The sequence below is a fragment of the Mesorhizobium maamorense genome (assembly GCF_044998965.1).
GTDB lineage: Bacteria > Pseudomonadota > Alphaproteobacteria > Rhizobiales > Rhizobiaceae > Mesorhizobium.
This window is the reverse complement of the sequence record NZ_CP173356.1, coordinates 6,094,875-6,117,697: the sequence shown is the minus strand read 5'-3', so window position 1 is coordinate 6,117,697 and position 22,823 is coordinate 6,094,875. Positions and strand designations below refer to the sequence as shown.

General features: G+C 65.0%; 19 protein-coding genes, 1 tRNA gene and 1 pseudogene. 12 read left to right on the top strand and 9 right to left on the bottom strand.

The window, feature by feature from the left end:
• Positions 1–33 precede the first annotated feature (33 nt).
• The 4 genes from ACIU1A_RS30545 (at position 34) to ACIU1A_RS30530 (ending at position 4,827) form a co-directional block, all read left to right on the top strand.
• A complete protein-coding gene (locus tag ACIU1A_RS30545) occupies positions 34–813 on the top strand; it encodes a helix-turn-helix transcriptional regulator (protein WP_140497217.1) in 780 nt (259 codons plus the stop codon).
• A gap of 185 nt (positions 814–998) precedes the next feature.
• The gene (locus tag ACIU1A_RS30540; protein WP_404926023.1) at positions 999–1,751 is read left to right on the top strand and encodes an SDR family NAD(P)-dependent oxidoreductase; all 753 of its coding nucleotides are present in this window, start codon (positions 999–1,001) and stop codon (positions 1,749–1,751) included.
• A 213-nt stretch (positions 1,752–1,964) separates the two neighbouring features.
• Positions 1,965–3,308, top strand: coding sequence for a glucoamylase family protein (locus tag ACIU1A_RS30535; RefSeq protein WP_404928039.1), 1,344 nt, complete (start codon positions 1,965–1,967; stop codon positions 3,306–3,308).
• Positions 3,298–4,827, top strand: a complete 1,530-nt coding sequence (locus ACIU1A_RS30530) for a mercuric reductase (protein ID WP_404926022.1) — start codon at positions 3,298–3,300, stop codon at positions 4,825–4,827. The genes ACIU1A_RS30535 and ACIU1A_RS30530 overlap by 11 nt, the downstream gene beginning before the upstream one ends.
• 31 nt (positions 4,828–4,858) lie before the next feature.
• Here ACIU1A_RS30530 and ACIU1A_RS30525 read toward each other — a convergent pair whose 3' ends face one another.
• Positions 4,859–5,440, bottom strand: a complete 582-nt coding sequence (locus ACIU1A_RS30525; RefSeq protein WP_404926021.1) for a DUF1349 domain-containing protein — start codon at positions 5,438–5,440, stop codon at positions 4,859–4,861.
• 57 nt (positions 5,441–5,497) lie between these two features.
• A complete protein-coding gene (locus ACIU1A_RS30520; protein WP_140512893.1) occupies positions 5,498–6,937 on the bottom strand; it encodes an aldehyde dehydrogenase family protein in 1,440 nt (479 codons plus the stop codon).
• A 266-nt stretch (positions 6,938–7,203) separates the two neighbouring features.
• Between ACIU1A_RS30520 and ACIU1A_RS30515 the strand changes: the two genes are divergently transcribed.
• The 5 genes from ACIU1A_RS30515 to ACIU1A_RS30495 all read left to right on the top strand — a co-directional run bounded on the left by ACIU1A_RS30515 (position 7,204) and on the right by ACIU1A_RS30495 (position 12,914).
• Positions 7,204–7,863: a TetR/AcrR family transcriptional regulator gene (locus ACIU1A_RS30515; protein ID WP_404926020.1), complete on the top strand. Its 660-nt coding sequence runs from the start codon at positions 7,204–7,206 to the stop codon at positions 7,861–7,863.
• A gap of 69 nt (positions 7,864–7,932) precedes the next feature.
• Entirely contained in the window at positions 7,933–9,186 is a 1,254-nt protein-coding gene (locus ACIU1A_RS30510) for a sarcosine oxidase subunit beta family protein (RefSeq protein ID WP_404926019.1), read from the top strand.
• Between the two features lie 71 nt (positions 9,187–9,257).
• Positions 9,258–9,524, top strand: coding sequence for a sarcosine oxidase subunit delta (locus ACIU1A_RS30505; protein WP_140685096.1), 267 nt, complete (start codon positions 9,258–9,260; stop codon positions 9,522–9,524).
• Entirely contained in the window at positions 9,521–12,403 is a 2,883-nt protein-coding gene (locus ACIU1A_RS30500; protein WP_404926018.1) for a sarcosine oxidase subunit alpha family protein, read from the top strand. The genes ACIU1A_RS30505 and ACIU1A_RS30500 overlap by 4 nt, the downstream gene beginning before the upstream one ends.
• Positions 12,396–12,914 (top strand): hypothetical protein, encoded by a 519-nt coding sequence (locus ACIU1A_RS30495; protein WP_404926017.1) that lies wholly within the window; start codon positions 12,396–12,398, stop codon positions 12,912–12,914. Before ACIU1A_RS30500 ends, ACIU1A_RS30495 begins: the two co-directional genes overlap by 8 nt.
• Here ACIU1A_RS30495 and ACIU1A_RS30490 read toward each other — a convergent pair.
• The 3 genes from ACIU1A_RS30490 to ACIU1A_RS30480 all read right to left on the bottom strand — a co-directional run bounded on the left by ACIU1A_RS30490 (position 12,904) and on the right by ACIU1A_RS30480 (position 14,317).
• Positions 12,904–13,389, bottom strand: a complete 486-nt coding sequence (locus tag ACIU1A_RS30490) for a hypothetical protein (protein WP_140512885.1) — start codon at positions 13,387–13,389, stop codon at positions 12,904–12,906. The two genes, ACIU1A_RS30495 and ACIU1A_RS30490, sit on opposite strands and share 11 nt — an antisense overlap.
• Positions 13,390–13,678: 289 nt before the next feature.
• Positions 13,679–13,754 (bottom strand) — tRNA-Ala (locus ACIU1A_RS30485).
• 173 nt (positions 13,755–13,927) lie between these two features.
• Complete coding sequence (locus ACIU1A_RS30480) at positions 13,928–14,317, bottom strand: TIGR02300 family protein (protein ID WP_140497238.1); 390 nt, start codon at positions 14,315–14,317, stop codon at positions 13,928–13,930.
• A gap of 207 nt (positions 14,318–14,524) precedes the next feature.
• Between ACIU1A_RS30480 and aroA the strand changes: the two genes are divergently transcribed.
• The 3 genes and pseudogenes from aroA (at position 14,525) to rpsA (ending at position 18,693) form a co-directional block, all read left to right on the top strand.
• Complete coding sequence (aroA, locus tag ACIU1A_RS30475; RefSeq protein ID WP_140630142.1) at positions 14,525–15,883, top strand: 3-phosphoshikimate 1-carboxyvinyltransferase; 1,359 nt, start codon at positions 14,525–14,527, stop codon at positions 15,881–15,883.
• Positions 15,884–16,144: 261 nt separating this feature from the next.
• Positions 16,145–16,794 (top strand): annotated as a pseudogene (gene cmk, locus ACIU1A_RS30470) ((d)CMP kinase).
• Between the two features lie 201 nt (positions 16,795–16,995).
• Positions 16,996–18,693 carry a 30S ribosomal protein S1 gene (gene rpsA / locus ACIU1A_RS30465; protein WP_140497246.1) on the top strand — a complete coding sequence of 566 codons (1,698 nt, stop codon included), beginning with the start codon at positions 16,996–16,998 and terminating at the stop codon, positions 18,691–18,693.
• A 111-nt stretch (positions 18,694–18,804) separates the two neighbouring features.
• Here the strand turns inward: rpsA and ACIU1A_RS30460 are convergent, their stop codons facing one another.
• The 4 genes from ACIU1A_RS30460 to ACIU1A_RS30445 all read right to left on the bottom strand — a co-directional run bounded on the left by ACIU1A_RS30460 (position 18,805) and on the right by ACIU1A_RS30445 (position 22,818).
• Positions 18,805–19,512 (bottom strand): SDR family NAD(P)-dependent oxidoreductase, encoded by a 708-nt coding sequence (locus ACIU1A_RS30460; protein ID WP_140512879.1) that lies wholly within the window; start codon positions 19,510–19,512, stop codon positions 18,805–18,807.
• Between the two features lie 212 nt (positions 19,513–19,724).
• A complete protein-coding gene (locus ACIU1A_RS30455; protein ID WP_404926016.1) occupies positions 19,725–21,305 on the bottom strand; it encodes a 5-guanidino-2-oxopentanoate decarboxylase in 1,581 nt (526 codons plus the stop codon).
• Positions 21,305–21,976, bottom strand: a complete 672-nt coding sequence (locus ACIU1A_RS30450; protein ID WP_140497252.1) for a TetR family transcriptional regulator C-terminal domain-containing protein — start codon at positions 21,974–21,976, stop codon at positions 21,305–21,307. The genes ACIU1A_RS30455 and ACIU1A_RS30450 overlap by 1 nt, the downstream gene beginning before the upstream one ends.
• A complete protein-coding gene (locus ACIU1A_RS30445) occupies positions 21,946–22,818 on the bottom strand; it encodes a dimethylarginine dimethylaminohydrolase family protein (RefSeq protein WP_404926015.1) in 873 nt (290 codons plus the stop codon). The genes ACIU1A_RS30450 and ACIU1A_RS30445 overlap by 31 nt, the downstream gene beginning before the upstream one ends.
• Positions 22,819–22,823 lie beyond the last annotated feature (5 nt).

The following is a 22,823-nucleotide window of genomic DNA, read 5'->3' as shown; positions in this document are numbered from 1 at the left end:
TGACGGACGGGAGCTCGTCGCCGAAAAAGAGGCATGCGCATGGGCAACATCTGGGCGCCGCTCGCCATGGCGATCGCCGCCACCGGCACCGACAGGCATGTCGACTGCCTGATCGACCTGATCGGCGCCGACATCGCGCATGACCTGGTGACGGTGACGCGCTATTCGGCGACGCAGACGCCGCAATTCGTCAAGCACCGGCGCTTCTCCGACGAGATGGTGCGGCGCTATCTTGATAATTACTACGTGTTCGACCCCTTCTACGCTTCCTGGCGGCGCGAGCGCCGGTTGGGCATCATGCCGCTCAAGCGGCTGGCCGACGACGAGGCCAAACGCGGCCAGTACATAGCCGGCTTCCTCGCGCAATCGGAGATCTGCGATGAAGTCGGCATCATGCTGGCCGATGGCGGCGACTGGTGCCTCGGCATTTTCCTCGATCGTTCGACCACGGCGTTCAAGGACAACGAGATCGCCCTGCTGGCTGAGCGGCTGCCGGTGTTCGAGGCGCTGCACGCGCTCGACATCAAGACGCGCGGAAGCGATTTCTCGCGCAGCTCGGCGCCGTCCAGCCCCGGCGCCTCACCGCGCCAGCAGCCCACAATCCCGGCGAGCCTGTGGCCGGAACTGTCGCTCAGGGAAAGGGAGCTCGTGCAACTGATCCTGGCCGGCCATCCGACCGCCAACATTGCCGAGCGGCTCGGCATCACCGTCGGCACGGTCAAGAACCATCGCCGGCGCATCTATGAGAAACTCGACATCACCACCGAGCGGGAATTGTTCCTGCAGTTCTTCCTGTACCGCTCGGACAAATAGGCCTGGCGCTGGTGCAAGCGCTGGACAGGCAGATCGAGGGGAGCCCGGCATAACGCGCCTCAGGGATTGGCCCAGACGATCGAGGTGCATGCCGGCTTGAACTTGGCCGGCGGCGACCTCACAGTCACCCCCGAACATTGTTTCGCCGAGCGGAGCCGATTTGCGCCAGGACAGGGGAAAATGAGATGCCGACGATTTTCGCGGAACGGTTTGCCGGACGCTCGGCGGTGATTACGGGCGGCGCATCCGGCATCGGCCTCGCCGTCGCACAGAGGCTGATCCAAGAAGGCGGGCGCGTTTCGGTTTGGGACCGCGATCCCGCCCAGATCGAAGCGGCCAGGGCTTCGATCCCGGCGCTGCATGGCCAGACCGTCGATGTCGCCGACCCGGCGGCGGTGGATCGGGCGGCGCGGTCGACGATCGAGGCGCATGGCGGGGTCGACATCCTGATCACCAGCGCCGCCATCACCGGTCCCAACATGACCGCCTGGGACTATCCGGTGGAGGACTGGCGTCTGGTCATCGACATCAACATCAACGGTGTCTTCTACTGCAACAAGGCGCTCGTCCCGCACATGCTGGAGCGCAATTACGGCCGCATCGTCAACATCGCCTCGATCGCCGGCAAGGAAGGCAATCCCAACGCTTCCGCCTACAGCACATCCAAGGCCGCGGTGATCGGCCTGACCAAGTCGCTCGGCAAGGAACTGGCCAAGACCGGCATAACCGTGAACTGCGTCACGCCGGCAGCGGTGCGCACGGCGATCTTCAAGCAGATGAGCCAGGAGCACATCGATTTCATGCTCTCCAAGATACCGATGGCGCGCTTTGGCGAGGTCGACGAGGTGGCGGCGCTGATTTGCTGGATCGCCTCGGAGGAATGTTCGTTCACGACGGCTGCCGTCTTCGACGTCTCCGGCGGCCGCGCCACCTACTGATGTGGTGCGGCGCTTTCCGGCTGGCGGCAAGCAACTACAATTGCGCGTGAGGAAGCAACCAACGGAGCTGGACAAGCGTACAATGGCCGAAGCCGGAACCCGGCAACGGCAACAATGAGGGTGAAGACATGACCAGGCGTGACAGTTCGGCCCGCGCGCAATTCCTGCACCTTTCTCCGACAATCGCGACGACCGGACCGGAGCTTGCCGCATTTGCTTAAGGTCGAGCCTGCCATCCTGTCGGACGACGACCTTCTGGATCGTTTCCAGCGCGCGGCCTTCGGCTATTTTCTGGAAAACGTGAACCCCGAAAACGGGCTGGTCGCCGACACGTCGCGGCCGAATTCACCGGCCAGCATCGCGGTCGTAGGCTTTGCGCTCTCCTGCTATCCGATCGGGATCGATCGCGGCTGGATGGAGCGGGAAGCAGCGGTGGAGCTGACGCTCGCCGCGCTGCGTTTCTTCTGGACCAGCACGCAAGGCAGTGGCGCTGATGTCACCGGCCACAAGGGTTTTTACTATCATTTCCTCGACATTCGCACCGGACTTCGGGTGTGGCGCTGCGAACTGTCAATGGTGGATACGGCATTGCTGATGGCCGGCATTCTCGTGGCGGGCGCCTATTTCCGGGGCGACAATGACGAGGAAGCCGAAATCCGCCGGCTGGCCGAGGCGCTCTACCGGCGCGTCGACTGGCGATGGGCGCAAGGCAGTAGTCCGACGTTGCGACAGGGCTGGAAACCGAAGAGCGGCTTTCTCCACTATGGCTGGGAAGGCTACAATGAGGCGACGATCCTCTATGTCCTGTCGATGGCCTCGCCCGACAGCCCGACGTCCGACGACAGCTACGCGGGCTGGACGGCGACCTATCAGTGGGAAAACATCTACGGCTACGACGTGCTTTATGGCGGTCCGTTGTTCATGCACCAGTTCTCACACGCCTGGATCGACTTCGCCGGCATCCGCGACGCTTTCATGCGCGAGAAGAATTCGGACTATTTCGAAAACAGCCGCCGCTCGACCTACCTCCACCGCGACTATGCTCGGCACAACCCCCATGGCTATGATGGATACGGAGAGAACCTCTGGGGGCTTTCGGCCGGGGACGGACCGGGCGGCTTTCGCAGCAGCATACAACGGCGGCGGCGCCGGTTTTCCGGCTACGTCGCGCGCGGTGCGCCCTTCGGGCCGGACGACGGCACGATCGCGCCGTGGTCCTATCCGGCGTCGCTGCCTTTTGCGCCCGATATCTGCATGGCGGCGCTGCGCCATCTCGCGGATCGCTACCCCCAGGTGATCGACAATTTCCGGCTGCCGAGCGGCTTCAACCCGACGCTGGCCAACCGGCGAAAATTTGGCCGCGACGGCTGGGTGTCGGAAGGCCATTTCGGCCTCGACCAAGGCATCGTGGTGATGATGATCGAGAACCACCGCTCGCGCCTGGTGTGGGAGCTGATGCGTTCCAACCAGTACATCCGCCGCGGCCTGAACAAGGCGGGGTTCACAGGCGGATGGCTGTCGCAGTCGGCAAGCCCGGATGGCCGCGATGTCGCTTGAAGGGACGAAAGCTGCCGGTTTTCCGGCCGACCACAATGATGTCGAGCTGGTCAGGGGCGCCCATCCGCCGCATTGGCGAAACCCGCCGCCCACCGGACCATACAATCTCGTCGTCGTCGGCGCCGGGCCGGCCGGCCTGACGGCGGCGAGCGAAGCGGCAAGCCTCGGCGCGAAAGTGGCGCTGATCGAACGCGGGTTGATCGGCGGCACGTGCATCAACACCGGCTGCATCCCGTCCAAGTCGATCATCCGCACATCCAGGCTCTATGCCGACATGCGCGATGCCGAGAATTTCGGAGCCGATGCGCCGGACCATCTTCGCGTCGATTTCCAGCGCGCGATGACCAGGATGCGGCGCATCCGGCAACGGATCAGCCATGCCGACAGCGCAGAGACGCTTGCTGCGCTGGGCATCGACGTTCATTTCGGCGAAGCCCGGTTCGACGGAAGCGATTGCGTGACCGTCGCGGGAACGACGCTGCGCTTTCGCAAGGCGCTGATCGCGACAGGCGCGAGGCCGGAGTTTCCATCCATTCCCGGCCTGATCGAGGCCGGCTATCTCAGCAATGAGACGATGTTCGACCTTATCGATTGCCCGAAGCGGCTGCTGGTCATCGGCGGCGGGCCGCTTGGCTGCGAGACAGCGCAGGCCTTCTGCCTGCTCGGCGCGAAGGTCATCCTGGCGCAGAGCGATCCGATGTTCCTGCCCGGCGAGGAACGCGACGCCGCGCAGATCCTTTCGGAAGCGCTGGCGCGCGAGGGGGTCGAGGTCCGACTGAACACCGAAGTGGTGGCGGTGCGCAGGGACGGCGACAAGAAGCTCGCCGACCTGGTGCGGGACGGCGACACGACGACGATTTCCGTCGACGAGATCATCACCGGCATAGGCCGCTCGCCCAATGTCGACGGTCTTGGCCTCGACGAGGCGGGGGTTGCCCACGATGCCAAAGGCATCAAGGTGGACGACTATCTCAGGACCTCAAACCCGCGCATCTATGCGGCGGGCGATGTCTGCCTCGACTACAAATTCACGCATACCGCTGAAGCAACAGCCCGCATGGTCGTGCAGAACGCCCTGTTTCTCGGGCGCAAGAGGCTGAGCGAATTGGTGGTTCCGTGGTGCACCTACACCGATCCGGAAATCGCCCATGTCGGCCTCTATCCGGTGGAGGCGCGCCGCGACGGCATTCCGGTCAAGACCTATACGGTGCTGATGCACGATGTCGCCCGCGCGGTGATGGACGGCGAGGAAGAGGGTTTCGTCAAAATCCATGTCAGGGAAGGATCAGACCGCATCCTCGGTGCGACCGTGGTCGCCGCCCATGCCGGCGAGATGATCAACGGGGTGTCGCTGGCCATCAGGTCGGGCATGGGATTGCACGCGCTGGCCGACGTCATCCATCCCTTCCCGACACAGGCGCAAGGCATCAAAATGGCCGGCGACGCTTACCGGCGAACGCGGTTCACCCCTTTGTGGAGGCATCTGGCGGCACGCTGGCTGGCGTGGTCCAGGCGATGACACTTGTGTCCCGTCGGCGTTGGCGCGGGCTTCAGCCGTGCAGGTCCCGCGAAATCGGCGGGCCGACCGAAAAGCCGGTGAAGGTGACCTCGAAGCCTTCGCGCTGCGGCGAACAGCACATCATGCCGACATCGACCGCCTTCGAGACCGGGAAGTAGGCGAGCCGCACCGGCTTCCAATGACCGTCGGACACGTCCAGATACTGGACGCGGATAGTCTCGGCATGGCGGGTCACCCGGATCCTAACGCCATCCGGACCGGCTGGAATGGTGGCCAACGACCAGTCCGAGGCATCGTTGGTGACGACAACCGAGAAATACATCACGCCGTCGGTGTATTCGATGCCGGCCTTGATCCAATGCGTTTCGCTGAGGCGGAGCATCAGCCCCGCCTGGTCGTAGAGCGCCTCATAACGTCCGGTGACGGTGACTTCCGCGGTGAAATCGCCCTCTACGCGCTTGTAGAGGAAATGGCCGTTGTCGCGCCAGAAATCATAAAAAGTCTCGCGCCAGAAATCCGTCTCCTTGCCGGTGCGCACATGAACCGCATCGCCGTCGATGGAATGATGCGGCGGCGGATTGAGCCAGGTTAGATCCTTGTCTTGAACTGTCATCGCCTTGTCTCTTGGTGCACGCGAAGGCTTGGCCGGCCCGGTCAGCCGGCGCCCCGATCAGCCTGCAAACGTGTAGGCGGTCTTCACGGTGGTGTAGAATTCCATGGCGTATCGGCCCTGTTCGCGCGGACCATAGCTCGAGCCCTTGCGGCCACCGAAGGGAACATGGAAATCGACACCCGCCGTCGGCAGGTTGACCATCACCATGCCGGCCTCCGAATTGCGCTTGAAATGCGTGGCGTGCTTGAGGCTTGACGTGCAGATGCCGGACGTCAGCCCGAATGGCGTATCGTTGGCGACGGCGAGCGCCTCGTCGTAGTCCTTGACGCGGATGACGCTGGCGACAGGTCCGAAAATCTCCTCTCGCGAGCTGCGCATGGCGTTGGTGGCATCGGTCAGCAGCGCCGGCCGCAGGAAGAAGCCCGGCGTCTTGCGGTCGAGCCGCTCGCCGCCGAAGGCGAGCGTGGCGCCTTCCCTGACGCCGATGGCGATATAGTCTTCGTCCTGCTTGAGCTGTGTCGCATCGACAACGGGACCGATCTGGGTCTGCGCGTCGAGCGCATCGCCGACGACCAGTTTGTCCATCCGTTCCTTGAGCGCTTCGACGAAACGGTCATGAATGCCGTTCGTCACGATCAGCCGGGACGAAGCCGTGCAGCGCTGGCCGGTCGAAAAGAAAGCGCCGTTGATCGCGCAATCGACAGCCGTAGCGAGGTCGGCATCATCGAGCACCACCAGCGGGTTCTTGCCGCCCATTTCGAGCTGGAACTTGCGCATGTGCTCGACGCTCGCCGCGGCGACGCGCTTGCCGGTGCCAACCGAGCCGGTGAAGGTGATGGCGTTGATGTCCGGGCTGTCGAGCATCGCCTGGCCGACCACCGAGCCCTTGCCCATGACGAGGTTGAGCACGCCCTTGGGCAGGCCGGCACGGTGCAGTATGTCGACGATGGTCCAGGCGCTCTCGGGAACGAGATCCGCCGGCTTGAAGACGATGGTGTTGCCGTGGGCAAGCGCCGGAGCGATCTTCCAGGCGGGAATGGCGATCGGGAAGTTCCACGGGGTGATGATGCCAACCACACCGACCGCTTCGCGCGTGATCTCGACACCGACGCCCGGCCGCACGCTAGGCACGACTTCGCCCGAGAGGCGCAGTGTCTCACCGGCGAAGAAATCGAAGATCTGGGCGGCTCGAATGGTCTCGCCAATGCCTTCGGCCAGCGTCTTGCCTTCCTCGCGCGCAAGGTTGCGGCCGATCTCGTCCTTGCGCGCCAGGATCTCGTCCGACGTCTTCTTCAGCACCGCGTGACGGACCAGCAGACCCGAGCGCGACCAGGCGGGAAAGGCCGCCTTGGCCGCGGCGATCGCCTGTGCCGCCTGTTCGACACCTGCGGAAGCGTATTCGCCGACGATGTCGCCGGTATCGGACGGGTTGATGTTGCGGGAGCCGGCATCGCCGACCCACTCGCCGTCGATGAGGTTCTGTCGAAGCGGTGCCATGTCGTGTCTTTCCTGCTGGTTCGCCGCGCGGCGGCATCTGTGTAATTTGTATTTGCCAGACAATTGCTCTGCGGGAAAGCACGCTTTGCGCGGACGGCCGCGACAAAGTCTCTCGGTTCGCGGCCCCGGGCGACCTGCTGCCCGCAGGGCATCGCCCTTGGCCCAACAGCTTCGGCGACACATCGTTCCAATCACCGCGAAACGGGTCTGTACATATATGTCCATAGTCTTGATTTGCCCGGGGCGGCGTGTCATGCGTCGTGCCGATGGAAGCCACCGACACGACAACCCAGCGCGCCGGCGCCACCGGCAACATCAAGGTCACCCGGGAAGACTGGCTCAAGCTCGCGCTTGAAACGTTGATTTCGGACGGCGTCGAAAGCGTCCGTGTGCAGACGCTCGGCCAGAAGCTCGATGTGTCGCGTTCCAGTTTCTATTGGTACTTCAAGAGCCGCCAGGACCTGCTCGACCAATTGCTGGATTATTGGCGGCAGACCAATACAAGGTTCATCGTCGAACGCGCCGCGCGGCCTTCCGCGACCGTCATCCGCGGGGTGATGAGCATCTTCGAGTGCTGGGTGGACGAGAAGCTGTTCGATCCGCAGCTGGATTTCGCGATCAGGGCGTGGGCCCGGCGATCGCCCGCCATCAGGCGGGCTCTCGACGAGGCCGACGAGGAGCGCGTCGACGCCATTCGCGACATGTTCAGGCGCCACGGCTATGACGAGGAAGACGCCTTCGTGCGCGCCCGCGTGCTCTATTTCATGCAGATCGGCTACTACTCGCTCGAGCTCGACGAACCGATGAGCAGCCGCCTGCCGCACGTCGCGTCTTATCTGCGCAGCTTCACCGGCCAGGAGCCCACGGCGCAGGATGTCGAGGATTTTTCACGCTATGTCGAGGCAACGCTTTCGCGCAGCCGTTAGCGACAGCCGCCGCTTTCACACCACGGCACGAACTAGACATATATGTACAATCGCGTTACGCCTCACGCCATGACCAGACGCTATTCCGCTTTGTCGCTCTTGAAGGAAGGCCTCGCCGGCCAGACCGGCTGGCAGCCGGCCTGGCGCTCGCCCGAGCCGAAGCCGTCCTACGACGCGATCGTCATCGGCGGCGGCGGTCACGGGCTGGCGACGGCCTATTACTTGGCAAAGAATCACGGCATCGCCAGAGTAGCGGTTTTGGAAAAGGGCTGGATCGGCGGCGGCAATACCGGCCGCAACACGACCGTGGTGCGCTCCAACTATTACTATCCGCAGAGCGTCGAGCTCTATGGGCTGGCGCACCGGCTCTATGAGGGACTGTCGAAGGACCTCAACTACAACGTCATGCTGTCGCAGCGCGGCATGGTCAGCCTGTGCCACTCGACCGCCGAAATGGAGATCGGGGCACGCACAGTCAATGCCATGCAGATCAACGGCATCGATGCGGAGCTGTTTTCGCCCCAGGATGTGCGCCGGGTGGCGCCGATCTACAATTTCACGGCCAATGCGCGCTTTCCCGTGTTCGGCGGCATCTGGCAAAGCCGGGCCGGCACCGCGCGCCACGACGCGGTCGCCTGGGGTTATGCACGGGCCGCGAGCCGACTCGGCGTCGACATCATCCAGAACTGCGAAATCACCGACTTCATCGTCGAGGGCGGGCGCTGCCGCGGCGTCCAGACGACGCGTGGCGCCATCCGCGCGGACCGCATCGGCATGGCCGTGGCAGGACATTCCTCGGTGCTGGCGGCCAAGGCCGGCTTTCGGCTGCCGATCAATTCCTATGCGCTGCAGGCCTGCGTAACCGAACCGGTCAAGCCGATCCTCGACACGGTGGTACTGTCGCCCGGCACGGGCGTCTATGTCAGCCAGTCCGACAAGGGCGAGATCGTCATCGGCGGCGGGCTCGACCGCACTCCCTCCTATGCCCAGCGCGGTAACCTGCCGACGCTGGAGGGGGTGATCGCGGGGCTGTTGGAAATGTTCCCGATCTTCGGCCAGTTGAAGCTGATGCGGCAATGGGCCGGGATCGTCGACGTCGTGCCCGACTCCTCGCCGATCATCGGTCAATCGCCACTGCCCAATCTGTTCCTCAATTGCGGCTGGGGCACGGGCGGCTTCAAGGCGATCCCCGCCGGCGGCACGCTTCTGGCGAACCTTTTGGCAACGGGCAGGCACAACGACATCAGCCGCCCCTTCGATCTCGACCGCTTTGCCAGCGGGCGGCTGATCGACGAAGCGGCTGGTTCCGGCATCGCGCATTGATGCATGTCGCGCAAAAGCGCCGAGCGGCCTTAGGGCGACGACATGCATAAAGACGAAGACTGAGGTTTGCCATGCAGCTTTTCCCTTGCCCGTTCTGCGGCCCGCGCGACGAGACCGAATTCCACTATGGCGGCGATGCCGGCAATGTCAGGCCTGAGGGCGCCGAGGTGCCGATCGAGCATTGGGCCAACTATCTTTATCTGCGCTCCAACCCAAAAGGCGCGGCGCGCGAGATATGGGTGCATATGAACTGCGGCGAATTCTTCGTCATGGAGCGGGACACGGTTACGCACAAGGTGCTGTCTTCGGCTGCCCTGGGCGGGGAGCACGCGGCGTGACCGCCTCGCGCCTTAGCACGGGTGGCAGCGCCATCGACCGCTCGCGCCCGATCCGCTTCAGCTTCGACGGCGCCACCGTGCAGGGATTCGCCGGCGACACCATCGCCTCCGCGCTGCTGGCCGCCGATGTCGCGGTCGTCGGCCGCAGCTTCAAATACCATCGGCCGCGCGGCATCTGGGGCGCGGGCGTCGAAGAGCCGAACGCGCTGGTGGATATCAGCGGCCCGCAGACGACGCCGAACACGCGCGCGACGACCGAGCCGGCGCGCGACGGGCTGGTCGCCAAAAGCGTCAACGCGACACCCAATGCGCTGGCCGACCGCAACGCCTTCCTCGACCGCTTTTCCCGCTTCATTCCGGCCGCCTTTTACTACAAGACCTTCATGTGGCCGGACTGGCACATGTTCGAGCCGCGCATTCGCGCCATGGCGGGACTGGGTCAGGTCGACAAGGACTGGGCGTCGCCCGGCCCGGCCGACCAGATCAACCATCATTGCGACGTGCTGGTGATCGGCGCCGGACCGGCCGGGCTGGCAGCGGCAAGGCTGGCGGCCGGCGCGGGCCGCTCCGTCATGCTGGTCGACGACCAGCCAAAGCCCGGCGGGTCGCTCGGGCACCGCGCCGGCGAGGTCGACGGCAAGCCGGCGGCCGTGTGGGTCGAGGAGACGGTTGCGGGGCTTTCCGCCGGCGGTCACCTGGTCCTGCCTTCGACCACCGCATTCGGTATCTACGACCATAATCTGGTCGGGCTTAACCAGCGTCATTTCGACGGCCGGCCGGACACGCTGTGGCGGGTCAGGCCGCGCCGGATCGTGCTGGCGACGGGCGCCATCGAGCGGCCCCTGCCATTCGCCAACAATGACCTGCCGGGCATTCTCTCGGCGGACGCGGCGCTCAGCTATCTCAGGCGCCATGCGGTGCTGGCCGGCCGCCATATCATCGTCGCCGCAAACAATGACAGCGCCTATGAAGTGGCGGAGGCGGCCGCCGAGGCCGGCGCCGACGTCACGCTTGTCGACATCAGGCGCGACGGTATGCCCGCCGCGCCCGCCAAGGTGCGAATGCTCAAGGGCCGCGCGCTCACCGCCGCGGCCGGCAAGCTGCGCGTCGAGGGTGTGATGCTGGACGACGGCACCAGGCTCGACGCCGATTGCGTGCTGGTGTCGGGCGGCTGGACGTCGACCATCCATCTCTTCGGCCAGGCCAAGGGCAAGCTCGCCTGGAGCGAGGCGCGCGCGGCCTTCCTGCCGGGCGACCCGGTCGAGGCCATAGCGGTGGCCGGAGCTGCCGCCGGCGCGGTTTCGTTGTCGGAGGTATTCGCCGGTTCGCAGAAAGCCGTCGCGTCGCTCGGCCCGACGAAGGCAGCAGTGCCGCGCAGCAGCGGAACGGAGGCGACCAGCGGGATAGTAGCGGCATGGCCAACGCCGGGTTCGAAGGGACGCATCTGGATCGATTACCAGAACGACGTGACGGTGAAGGACATAGAGCTGGCGGCGCGCGAAAATTTCGTCTCGGTCGAACATCTGAAGCGCTACACGACGCTCGGCATGGCGACCGACCAGGGCAAGACCTCCAACCTGCCGGGCCTGGCGCTGATGGCCGGGATCACCGGCCGCACGGTGCCGGAAGTCGGCACCACGACCTATCGTCCGCCGTTCACGCCGGTTCCGCTGGCGAGCTTCGCCGGCGCGCGCAGCGGCGAACTGATGGCGCCGGTGCGGCGGCTGCCGCTGGAGAGCGTGCATCGTGCCAGCGGCGCCGTGTTCCAGGAGTATGGCGGCTGGCTGCGCCCGGCCCACCACGGCGGCGGCGGCGATGCGGATCGCTCGATCCAGGACGAGGCCCGCCGCGCCCGCCAGTCCGTCGCATTGTTCGATGGCTCGACGCTGGGCAAGATCGAGGTGATCGGACCCAAGGCGGCCGCGTTCGTCGATTTCGTCTATTACAACACGATGTCGACACTGAAGCCGGGCCGCTGCCGCTACGGCTTCATGCTGTCCGAGAACGGCGTGGTCTTCGACGACGGCGTGCTGCTGCGGCTGGACGAGCATCGCTTCGTCGTGTCGTGCTCGTCCTCGCACGTGGCCGCCGTGCATGCGCGGCTGGAGGAGTGGCGCCAGGACCGGTTCGGGCGCGGCGCGGTCTACATCCACAACGCCACCGCGGAAATGGCGACCGTGACCGTTTCGGGACCGAACGCCCGGAAACTGCTCGAGACGGTTGATCTCGGCCTTTCGCTCGAGGATGGCGAGCTGCCGCACATGGCGGTCGGCCAGGGCAGCTATGACGGCGACGAGGTGCGCATCACCCGCGTCAGCTTCACCGGCGACAGAAGCTACGAGATCTCCATCCGGGCCGATCGCGCCGAGCCTTTGTGGGCGCGCCTGCGCGACGCCGGGCAGGCGTTCGATGCGGTTGTCATCGGCCTCGAGGCGCTGATGATCCTGCGCGCCGAGAAAGGCTTCATCGTGATCGGCAAGGACACCGACGGCACCACGCTGCCGCACGACCTCGGCGTCGAGGGCCCGCGGGCAAAGCGCCAGACCGAATTCGTCGGCCGCCGCTCGCTGTTCACCGAAGAGGCTTCGCGCGGCGACCGCATGCAGCTGGTCGGGCTGGCGGTCCCGTCCGGCGAAGCGCCGCTGCCAACTGGCGCGCATGGCATCAAGCGTAGCGGCGGCAAGCTGCGCAGCCAGGGCTTTGTCACATCGAGCTACCGGAGCCCTACGCTTGGCCGGCCGGTTGCGCTCGGCCTGATCGAGCGCGGTGCGGCCCGCCACGGCGAAACGATCGAAATCCAACATCTCGGCAAGGCGATGACGGCGACGATCGCCGCTCCTTGCGCCTTCGACCCGGCAGGAGACCGGTTCAATGCGTGATCTCGCCCAAAAATGGCCGGTAGCGCCGGACTGGCAGTCGGCAACCATCGGTGCACCGGGTCTCGAGGCGCGCACGATCCCCGGCCTTCACCAATTGCTGGTCAGCGGCGATCTCGACGCCTGGGCGCGGATATCCGGCATGGATGGCAACGGCGTGGGCGCCTTTGGCAGCGCGCAAGGTGACCGCTATGCGGCGCGTCTGGCGCGCGACCGCCTGCTCGTCGTGTCGAGCACGCCGCTCGCCATCGCCGCGGGTTGGCACGCGGAAGGTTTCGCGGTGACGGCGATCAGCGCTGGACTTCATGTGTTCGAGGTCAAAGGGTCGGCCATCGACGCTTTCATCGCGCGCGGATCAACGCTTGACCCAAAGCAGGAAAGCGCCAGTGCCGCACTTTCCTTCGCCGGCGTCAGTGCCATCGTCTACCGCCACCGGGACAGACTGCGCATCCATGTCGATCGCGGCCTGGCATCCTATCTCTGGACGTGGATCGAAACGGCTCTCAGAGCGTGAACGACCAGAACAGGCAGGCCAGCGTGGCCGCCGCGAAGACAACGAAAAACAGACTGCGCAAGAGCACGTTGCGGCGAAGCTCGTTCATGACGAAGTGGCAACCGACGATAGCCGCCGCAAACAGGAACCGCCAGTTCAGAAGCGCCCATAGGGCGTCGCGCTGGCCGAATGCCCATCTGGCGACGAGACAGCCTACGATGGAGGCAAGGAGCACGATCACGGTCCAGAAGATGGCATCGGCTGCATGGGTGAGCACGATGCTGGCGGCCCTGATCGGCAGGATCATCATCAGCAGCGCGCTGAAGAAATAGACGGCGGCGAGTGGTATGAACATCCCGGCATCGGCAATGCCGTCGAGGCGCCTGACGCCGATCGCACCGTAGGGGTAGCCGTGCCTGGCCACCACCAGGCTCAAGGCCATGAGCAGCGCTGTCAGCACCGCGACCAGGGCGAAGGACGTGAGGGCTTTGCTCATGACGGTCCCGTTCAAAGCGAATCAAACAGGAACCGTTTTAGTCAATGGCCGCATATTGCGTAAGCACCGGCGCGCCCGACGGCAGCGAAATCGGCAGCCGGCACCGCGCTGCGCCGCCGGCTCATCCTCACTTGCCAATCTATTCGGCGACGACGCTGCCCCTGGAGCGGGCGGCCAGAACGAAATCGACCCGTCGACCACTTGAGCGGCGCGCATCAGCCTACCGCGCGCAGCGATGTCCGACGCTAAATCCGGTTTCTAAAACCTGAAAATTGGAAAAGAGACTGTTTGGTGGAGCCAATCGGAATCGAACCGACGACCTCTTGAATGCCATTCAAGCGCTCTCCCAACTGAGCTATGGCCCCACTTCCGGCAGTCAACCGGCGCCGTTTCCGGCGAAGAGATCCGGCGCGGGTTGGAGACCGCGCCGTTAGTGCAGGCGGCTTCTAACCCCGCCCTTCGTCAATATCAAGCCTTCATCAGCGGCTTTTTCTTCACAAGCTGCGAAAGCCGGCAAACGCTTGCGTTCCCGGCCTTGTCAGACCTCGTCGTCGTCGTCGCCGACGCCGATCATGTCGGCGACATCGTCGTCCTCTTCCTCTTCGTCGGCGAGGAACGTATCGTCCTCGTCGTCGCCCAGGTCGACATCATCCTCGTCGTCGCCGAGATCGGGCAGATCGTCGCCCTTGACGTCTTCGTCAGCCTCTTCGAGCGAGACGACTTCAACGCCCTCCTCGTCCTCGGCGTCCACTTCCTTCTCGGCCACTTCCTCTTCCTCCTCGAGGGCGGCGATCTTGCCTTCCTCGAAATAGGAACGCGGATAGGTCTTGCCGGTATAGGGCGAGACGATCGGGTCCTTGTTCAGGTCGTAGAATTTTCGACCCGTTTCAGGGTCGATACGCTTTGTGCCAAGTTCGGTTTTTGCCACGGCAAGCCTCGTCGATAAAAGAGTGGTCCCCTTAACCACTGTTTGCAGCGCTGTCAAAGCCAAAAGCCGGCGTCACAAAACCATGCGTTGAAAGGCCTAGCGTCAAGTGACGACCATGGGGGATGACCATTTCGGCCCACCGTGATACGAGACCGCCGCAACAAATGAAAAGCGCCGGCCCGCCGGCATTCCGTCCAGGGAAATTCCATGTCTCACGCCGCCGCTTCCAAGCCGGCCACCGCCCGCAAATGTCAAGCGCTTTCCGGTACGGCGCGCGTGCCGGGCGACAAGTCGATCTCGCACCGCTCCTTCATGTTCGGCGGGCTCGCCTCCGGCGAGACCCGCATCACCGGCCTGCTCGAAGGCGAGGACGTGATGCGCACCGGCGCCGCCATGAAGGCGATGGGCGCACATATCGAGAAGCGCGGCGACGAATGGGTGATCCGCGGCACCGGCAACGGCGCGCTGCTGCAGCCGGAAGGGCCGCTCGACTTCGGCAACGCCGGTACCGGCTCGCGGCTGACCATGGGGCTGGTCGGCACCTATGACATGGAAACGACCTTCATCGGCGATGCTTCCTTGTCAGGCCGGCCGATGGGCCGCGTGCTGGAGCCGCTGCGCCAGATGGGCGTGCAGGTGCTGAAGGCAACGCCCGGCGACCGCATGCCGATCACGCTGCATGGGCCAAAGCATGCCGCCCCGATCACCTATCGCGTGCCGATGGCCTCCGCGCAGGTGAAATCGGCGGTGCTTCTCGCCGGCCTCAACACGCCCGGCATCACCACCGTCATCGAGCCTGTCATGACGCGCGACCACACCGAAAAGATGCTGAAAGGCTTTGGCGCCAATTTGTCGGTCGAGACCGACGAGCGCGGCGTGCGCCATATCTTCATCGAGGGCCAGGGCAAGCTCACCGGCCAGACGATCGCCGTGCCGGGCGACCCATCCTCGGCCGGCTTCCCGCTGGTGGCCGCGCTGATCGTGCCGGGTTCCGACATCGTGATCGAAAACGTGCTGATGAACCCGACCCGCACCGGGCTGCTTTTGACTTTGCAGGAGATGGGCGGCCAGATCGAGATCTTGAACCTGCGTAACGCCGGCGGTGAGGATGTCGCGGACCTGCGCGTGCGTTACTCCGAACTCAAGGGCGTCACCGTGCCGGCCGAGCGGGCGCCGTCGATGATCGACGAGTATCCGGTGCTGGCCGTTGCCGCCAGCTTCGCCGAGGGCGAGACCCTGATGCAGGGGCTGGAGGAACTCAGGGTAAAGGAATCCGACCGGCTGTCGGCGGTCGCCAATGGACTGAAGCTTAACGGCGTCGACTGCACAGAGGGTGAGGCATCGCTCGCGGTGCGCGGAAAGCCCGGCGGCAAGGGGCTCGGCGGCCATCCCAATGGCCCGGACACGACCGTGCAGACGCATCTCGACCACCGCATCGCCATGAGCTTCCTGATCATGGGGCTGGCGACCGAGAAGCCGGTGACCATCGACGACGCCAACATGATCGCGACAAGTTTCCCGGAGTTCATGAGCCTGATGACGGGGCTTGGGGCGGAGATCGGGTGAGAGTTGATGGGTTGGGGCCAAACTGAAATGCCGGCAGGACAGCGCCCCCCTCTGTCCTGCCGGACATCTCCCCCACGAGGGGGGAGATCAGCCGTCACAGCGGCCTTCGCAAATCGCCCGCGTTGCAGAAGTGAGCGAGGCGTCGGAACTGCCAATCTCCCCCTTGTGGGGGAGATGTCCGGCAGGACAGAGGGGGCGCGACGGATCGCAAGCTCTCTCCGGACCGCTACGCTGTTCGGTTTCAGGTATGCTGGCCTGCCAATGACACACGTCTTCACCATCGCCATCGACGGTCCGGCCGGAGCCGGCAAGGGCACCCTCGCCCGGCGTCTGGCCGATCACTACCGACTGAACCTGCTCGACACCGGCCTCACCTACCGTGCCGTCGCCCATGCCTTGCTGCGGCTTGGCTTGCCGCTCGACAATGTCTCGGCGGCCGAGACGGCCGCGCGCCAAGTCGACCTGGCGAAGCTCGACCGGGCCGTGCTGTCGGCGCATGCGGTTGGCGAAGCTGCCTCGAAGGTCGCGGTGTTTCCGACCGTGCGGCGCATCCTGGTGGAGAAACAGCGCGAGTTTGCCAAATCCCCCCGGGCGCCGTGCTCGACGGTCGCGACATCGGCACCGTGGTGTGCCCCGATGCCGACATCAAACTCTATGTGACCGCGAGCGCCGAGGTGCGGGCGAGGCGCCGGCTGGCGGAGATCGAGAGCATCGGCGGCACGGCTGATTTCACCGAAATCCTCGCCGATATCCGGCGCCGCGACGAGCGCGACATGGGCCGCGCCGACTCGCCCTTGAAGCCTGCCCCCGACGCGCACTTGCTTGATACCAGCGAAATGGCTATAGAAGCCGCGTTTCTCGCGGCCAGAGCTGTCATCGACGACGTCCTGGCCAAGAGAAACAAGGCCTGATCCGGGTTTCTCTCGAGTTTCCGTTGCCGGAAGCGCAGAAAATACCCATATCGGGCACGAACCAGCCTGCCAGCATTCTTCATGCGCCGGACTTGCCGCCTTAAGCGGCCAAGGGCTCTTTGCCCGGAACGCCGGCAGGCCAACGCAACGCTAACCCACGGCGCACGCTCCGCTAAGATGCGGGGCATTCCAGGAGAAACAATGTCTGTAGCAAATCCCTCTCGCGACGATTTCGCGAGCATGCTCGAAGAATCATTCACCGCCGGCCATTCCGGCGAGGGCCAGGTTGTCCGGGGCACGATCACCGCGATCGAAAAGGACATGGCCATCATCGACGTCGGCCTCAAGGTCGAAGGCCGCGTGCCGCTGAAGGAATTCGGCGCCAAGGGCAAGGAATCCACCCTCAAGGTCGGCGACACGGTCGAAGTCTATGTCGAGCGCATCGAGAACGCGCTTGGCGAAGCCATGTTGTCGCGCGAGAAGGCTCGCCGCGAAGAGAGCTGGGTGCGTCTCGAAGAGAAGTTCACCAAGGGTGAGCGCGTCGAAGGCGTCATCTTCAACCAGGTCAAGGGCGGCTTCACCGTCGACCTCGACGGCGCCGTGGCGTTCCTGCCGCGCAGCCAGGTCGACATCCGCCCGATCCGCGACGTCTCGCCGCTGATGCACAACCCGCAGCCTTTCGAGATCCTCAAGATGGATCGCCGCCGCGGCAACATCGTGGTGTCGCGCCGCACCGTGCTCGAGGAGAGCCGCGCCGAACAGCGTTCGGAAATCGTGCAGAACCTCGAAGAAGGCCAGGTGGTCGAAGGCGTGGTCAAGAACATCACCGATTACGGTGCGTTCGTCGACCTCGGCGGCATCGACGGCCTGCTGCATGTCACCGACATGGCATGGCGCCGCGTCAACCATCCGACCGAGATCCTCAACATCGGCCAGACGGTCAAGGTGCAGATCATCCGCATCAACCAGGAAACGCATCGTATCTCGCTCGGCATGAAGCAGCTCGAGAGCGATCCTTGGTCGGAGATCGGCACCAAGTTCCCGATCGGCAAGAAGATCAAGGGCACCGTCACCAACATCACCGACTACGGCGCGTTCGTCGAGCTGGAGCCGGGCATCGAAGGCCTCATCCACGTTTCGGAAATGTCGTGGACCAAGAAGAACGTGCATCCCGGCAAGATCCTGTCGACGACGCAGGAAGTCGATGTCGTGGTGCTCGAAGTCGATCCGGCCAAGCGCCGCATCTCGCTCGGTCTCAAGCAGACGCTGGAGAACCCGTGGGAGGCTTTCGCTCGCAGCCATCCGGTCGGCAGCCAGGTCGAGGGCGAGGTCAAGAACAAGACCGAGTTCGGCCTGTTCATCGGCCTGGAAGGCGACGTGGACGGCATGGTGCACCTTTCCGACCTCGACTGGACCCGTCCGGGCGAGCAGGTGATAGAGGAGTACAATCGCGGCGACATGGTCAAGGCGCAGGTGCTCGACGTCGACATCGAGAAGGAGCGCATCTCGCTCGGCATCAAGCAGCTGGCCCGCGACACGGTTGGCGAAGCGGCGACTTCAGGCGAACTGCGCAAGAACGCCGTCGTCACCTGTGAGGTCATCGGCGTCAAGGATGGCGGTCTGGAAGTGCGGCTGGTGGAAAGCGGCATCGAGACCTTCATCAAGCGCTCCGACCTTTCCCGTGACCGCGACGAGCAGCGCCCCGAGCGCTTCACCGTCGGCCAGAAGGTCGACGCCCGCGTCATCGCCTTCGACAAGAAGACCCGCAAGCTGCAGGTCTCGATCAAGGCGCTGGAAATCGCCGAGGAGAAGGAAGCGGTCGCCCAGTACGGCTCGACCGACTCCGGCGCCTCGCTGGGCGACATCCTGGGCGCCGCGCTGAAGAAGCAGGGCAGCTAATCGCCCTTTCGCACAGGCCCGAAACAAAACCCCGCCGGAGCGATCCGGCGGGGTTTTTCTTTGTCGGAAACTCGGACGCAGCCCGGGGATCGTCGGAATCAACTATGCGCCTTATGCGCGACCGTAGAGCGGCACCAGCGTGCCGCTCATCGCCTGGTTGGCGGGCGAGGCAAGGTAGGCGATGGCCTCGGCCGCCGCTTCGAGGCTGACCCATTTGCTGAAATCGGCATCCGGCATGTCGGCACGGTTGGCCGGCGTGTCGAGCGTCGAGGGGGCCACCGCATTGACCAGGATGCCCTGGTGCTTCAGCTCTTCCGCCATGGCCACCGTCATCGCCGCGACCGCTGCTTTGGAGGCGGCATAGGCGACCATGCCCGAGCCGCGGCGCGGATCAAGCCCGGCGCGTGCCGTGACATTGACGACGCGGCCGGCGGTGCCCGCCGCCAGCATCGAGCGCACCGCCGCACGGCTGCACAGGAACGCGGTGCGGGCATTGGTGTCCATCATCTCGGCAAAGGAGGCGGATTCGATCTTCTCCACCGGCGCCATGGCAAAGCCGCCTGCCAGATGGATCGATCCCCACAAGGCGGGAACCTGGGCATAGAAGGCTTCGACCTTGGCGGAGTCGGAGAGGTCGACATTGTGCGCCAGCCTGACGTTCTCGTGCGTGGTGAAAGGGAAATGCGAAGGTGCCGCGGCATGGGCGTTCGGCACATGGCAGACCGCGCCCTCGCCCAGCAGCTTGCCGACGACCGCGCCGCCGAGCGCACCGGTTCCACCGGTCACAACGATATGCCTGCCCTGAAGTGTTTCCGTCATCCTGGACCGCTCCTGTCTTTTTTTGATTATGTCGCTTGTTTCGCCGCGCCGACGCGAAGCGTCGCGCCTTTCGTGCGATCACTCAATTGATATCTCGACATGGCAGCCGTCGCGTCTTTGCATGTGTCGGGCAGCGGCGATTGTTGCCGCGCAAAAGCCAAGCCGGCGAATGACCACGATGCAGGTAGGAAAATCGACGCCGGCGTGAAGCTTCAATCGACCGTGATTTCGATGACGCGCGGCAACCCCGTTGCCCGGGCGCGCTTCAGCGCGAGTGGCAAGGCGCCGGTATCGGCGAGCCGTTCGGCGCCGATGCCATAGGCCTCGGCCAGTTTGCAGAAATCCGGCGGTGCCGGGGACACGCCGACGGGTTCCACGCCGACGTCGAGCATCGAAGTCTCGATCTCGCGATAGCCCCTGTTATTCCAGACGACGAAGATAACGGGTGCCGCGGCATCGAGCGCCGCGCCAAGCTCGGGCAAGGTGAACTGGAAGCCACCGTCGCCGGTGAGGCAGACGATCGGCGCGTCTGGCATGGCGAGCGCCGCGCCCACCGCCGCCGGCGGGCCGTAGCCCAGCGCGCCGAAGCCGGTGGCGGCGTTGAACCAGCCGCCCGGCCGGTCGTGATCGTAATAGAGGTTGGCGGCGTAGACGGGCTGGGTGGAGTCGCCGACGATGATCGCGCCCGGCAAGGCGTCGCGGATGGCTTCCACCGCATGGACCTGCGCCGCATGGACGGGGGTCAGTTCGGCGCGAGCCGCCTTTCGCGCCGCCGCGGCGCGGTTCTTCCCGTCCTGCCTGGCCGCGCCGGCCGATCCGAGCGCAGCAAGCAGGGCTTCGATCGCCTCGGCGCAGTCGGCCTGGATGACCACCGTCGCCGGACGGCGCGCCAGCTGATCGGCGCCGATGTCGATGCGGATCAGATTGGCCGGCAGGACAAATCCGCCATCGCCATAGCCGTCATAATCGGTAGGGCCGAACTCGGTGCCGGCGGCAATGACCAGATCGGCCTCGCCCATCAGCGCGCGCACGGCTTTCAGGCTGGGACTGGCCGGTACGCAGAGCGCATGACGGTGGAGGAGGCCGCGCGCATTGGTCGTCTCGACGACCGGCGCGCCCAGCCTTTCGGCCAGGCGCCGCAGCGCATCCTCGGCGCGCTTGGCGCCGCCGCCGGCCAGGATGAGCGGGAGCCTGGCCGCCGCACAAAGGTTGGCCGCCGCGGCGATGGCCGTCGCCCCGGCAGCCGGTGGCGGGGCATTGCTCAGCACCGCCGCGATCCCATCGGCAGGCCTGACCATGACGTCGGTCGGAATCTCGATATGCACCGGGCCCGGTCGCGATGAGGAAAACAGCGCGAAGGCACGGGCGAGCGCGCCGGGCAGTTCGCCGGCCTCGGTGATGCGTTGCGAGAACAGCGCCACCTTTTCCATCATGCCGCGCTGGTCGGGCAGTTCGTGCAGGAAGCCCAGGCCCTTGCCTAGCGTCGGCGTGGCGTTGACGCCCGAGATCACCAGCATCGGCACCGAATCGGCGCGCGCCTGCCCCATGGCGGTGATGGTGTTGGTCAGCCCCGGGCCGGTGATGACGAAGGCCACGCCCGGCCGGCCGCCGGCCCGCGCATAGCCGTCGGCCATGAAGCCTGCGCCCTGTTCGTGGCGCGGCGTGACATGGCGGATCTTCGAACGCGCCAGCCCGCGATAAAGCTCGACCGTGTGGACGCCGGGAATACCGAAGACGGTGTCGACGCCATGCGCCTCGAGCAGTGAAATCAACGCTTCGCCAATGGTGGTCATCAGTGTTCTCCCCTTTCCGGCTCGAGGCCGAGCTCGGCTTCGACAGCCTTGATCCCAATCGCCGCCAATTCGCCGGGCGAGAACATCTCGCCGGCCAGGCACCCTTCGATCCAGAGTCCGTCGATGATCGCGTTGATCGCGATGGCATGGTGGCGCAACTGGCTTGCGTCCGGCTTGCACTGTTCGGCAGCGAGCACTTCGGCCACAACCGCCTCCACCTCGTTGCGAAAGCCGAGATAGCCTTCGCGGTGGGCACGGGCCAGGGTCGGATCCGCACCGGCGCGGCCGATGAAGGTTGCCCAGAGCGAAAAAACCCGCGCGTCGATGATCGGCGCGTTGAGGTTGGCGGTGACGAAAGCCGCAAGGCGTTGCCGCGGCGAGGCATCTTCCATGACCAATGCTGCTTTCGCCTGCTCCGTCATGCGGCCGACCAGTGCCGTATAGGCCTCCTGCAGCAATTCTTCCTTGCCGGGGAAATAGTGCCGGATCAGCCCGGCGGTGACGCCGGCACGCAATGCGATGGTGCGCAAGGTGGCGCCCTGCAGCCCATGTTCGGCCACGCTGTCCAGAGTCGCCTCGATCAGATCCTGCCGCCGCCGCTCCTCGCCCTCGCGACGGAACTTGCGGCGGGATGGCGCATTCATTGGCGCAGGATCGGCCGCGTCAGGCATGTCGGCCCACCTTCGCAGGCGATGCAGAGCGCATCCGCCTCGAAGACTTCAACCATGCAGCCGGCGGCCTCCATCGCGGCCTTGGTCTTGGGAAAGCCTGCAACGGCAATGACCTTGAGCGGGCTGGTCGGCAGTACGTTAAGGCTGAGGCCGTTGGAAGCAGCGAACTCCTCGGCATCGCCTTCGACCAGCCGGATGCCGCGTGCCTTCAGCATTTGATAGAACGGGGCCGGCAAAAGCGGCGAATAAACCAGCGCGAGGTCGTCCGCCAACGGGCTGATCACCGACATCAGGTGCAGGCACGCCTCTTCGCCCTGCCACAGCGGCAGATCAAAGCCGTAGACGGAAACGCCCAGCGGCGTCAGCAGGTTGGAAACCTGCTGGATGCCTTCCTGGTTGGAGCGGACACCGCGCCCGATCGCCAGCGTGTGGGCGTCCACCCAGACACAATCACCGCCTTCTACCTGACCAGGAGCCTCGACGCGGCCGAGGATCGGAATGCCCAGCCTTGTGTAGGTTTCCTCATGCAGCGAGGGCTCCCTGGCGCGCAATGGCTTACCCATGGACAGGATCAGCGCGCCGCGACCGGTCATCAGCGATGGGTCGTGCGTGAACACCGAATCCGAAAGTCTGTCGGCCTTGTCTTCGATCCATTCGATTTCAGCGCCGGAAGCCGCTACCAACTCAGCAAGGGCCGCGTGCTGCGAGGCAGCTTTCGCCGGATTGAACCCCGGGCCATAGTGCCAGGCAAATCTGTCGGCGTCGCGCATGGCGTTGGCCGCCGACCGCATCAGCACGCGCCGCAGCGTCGCCGCCATGGACTGTGATCCGAAAGCGCTCATCGGTG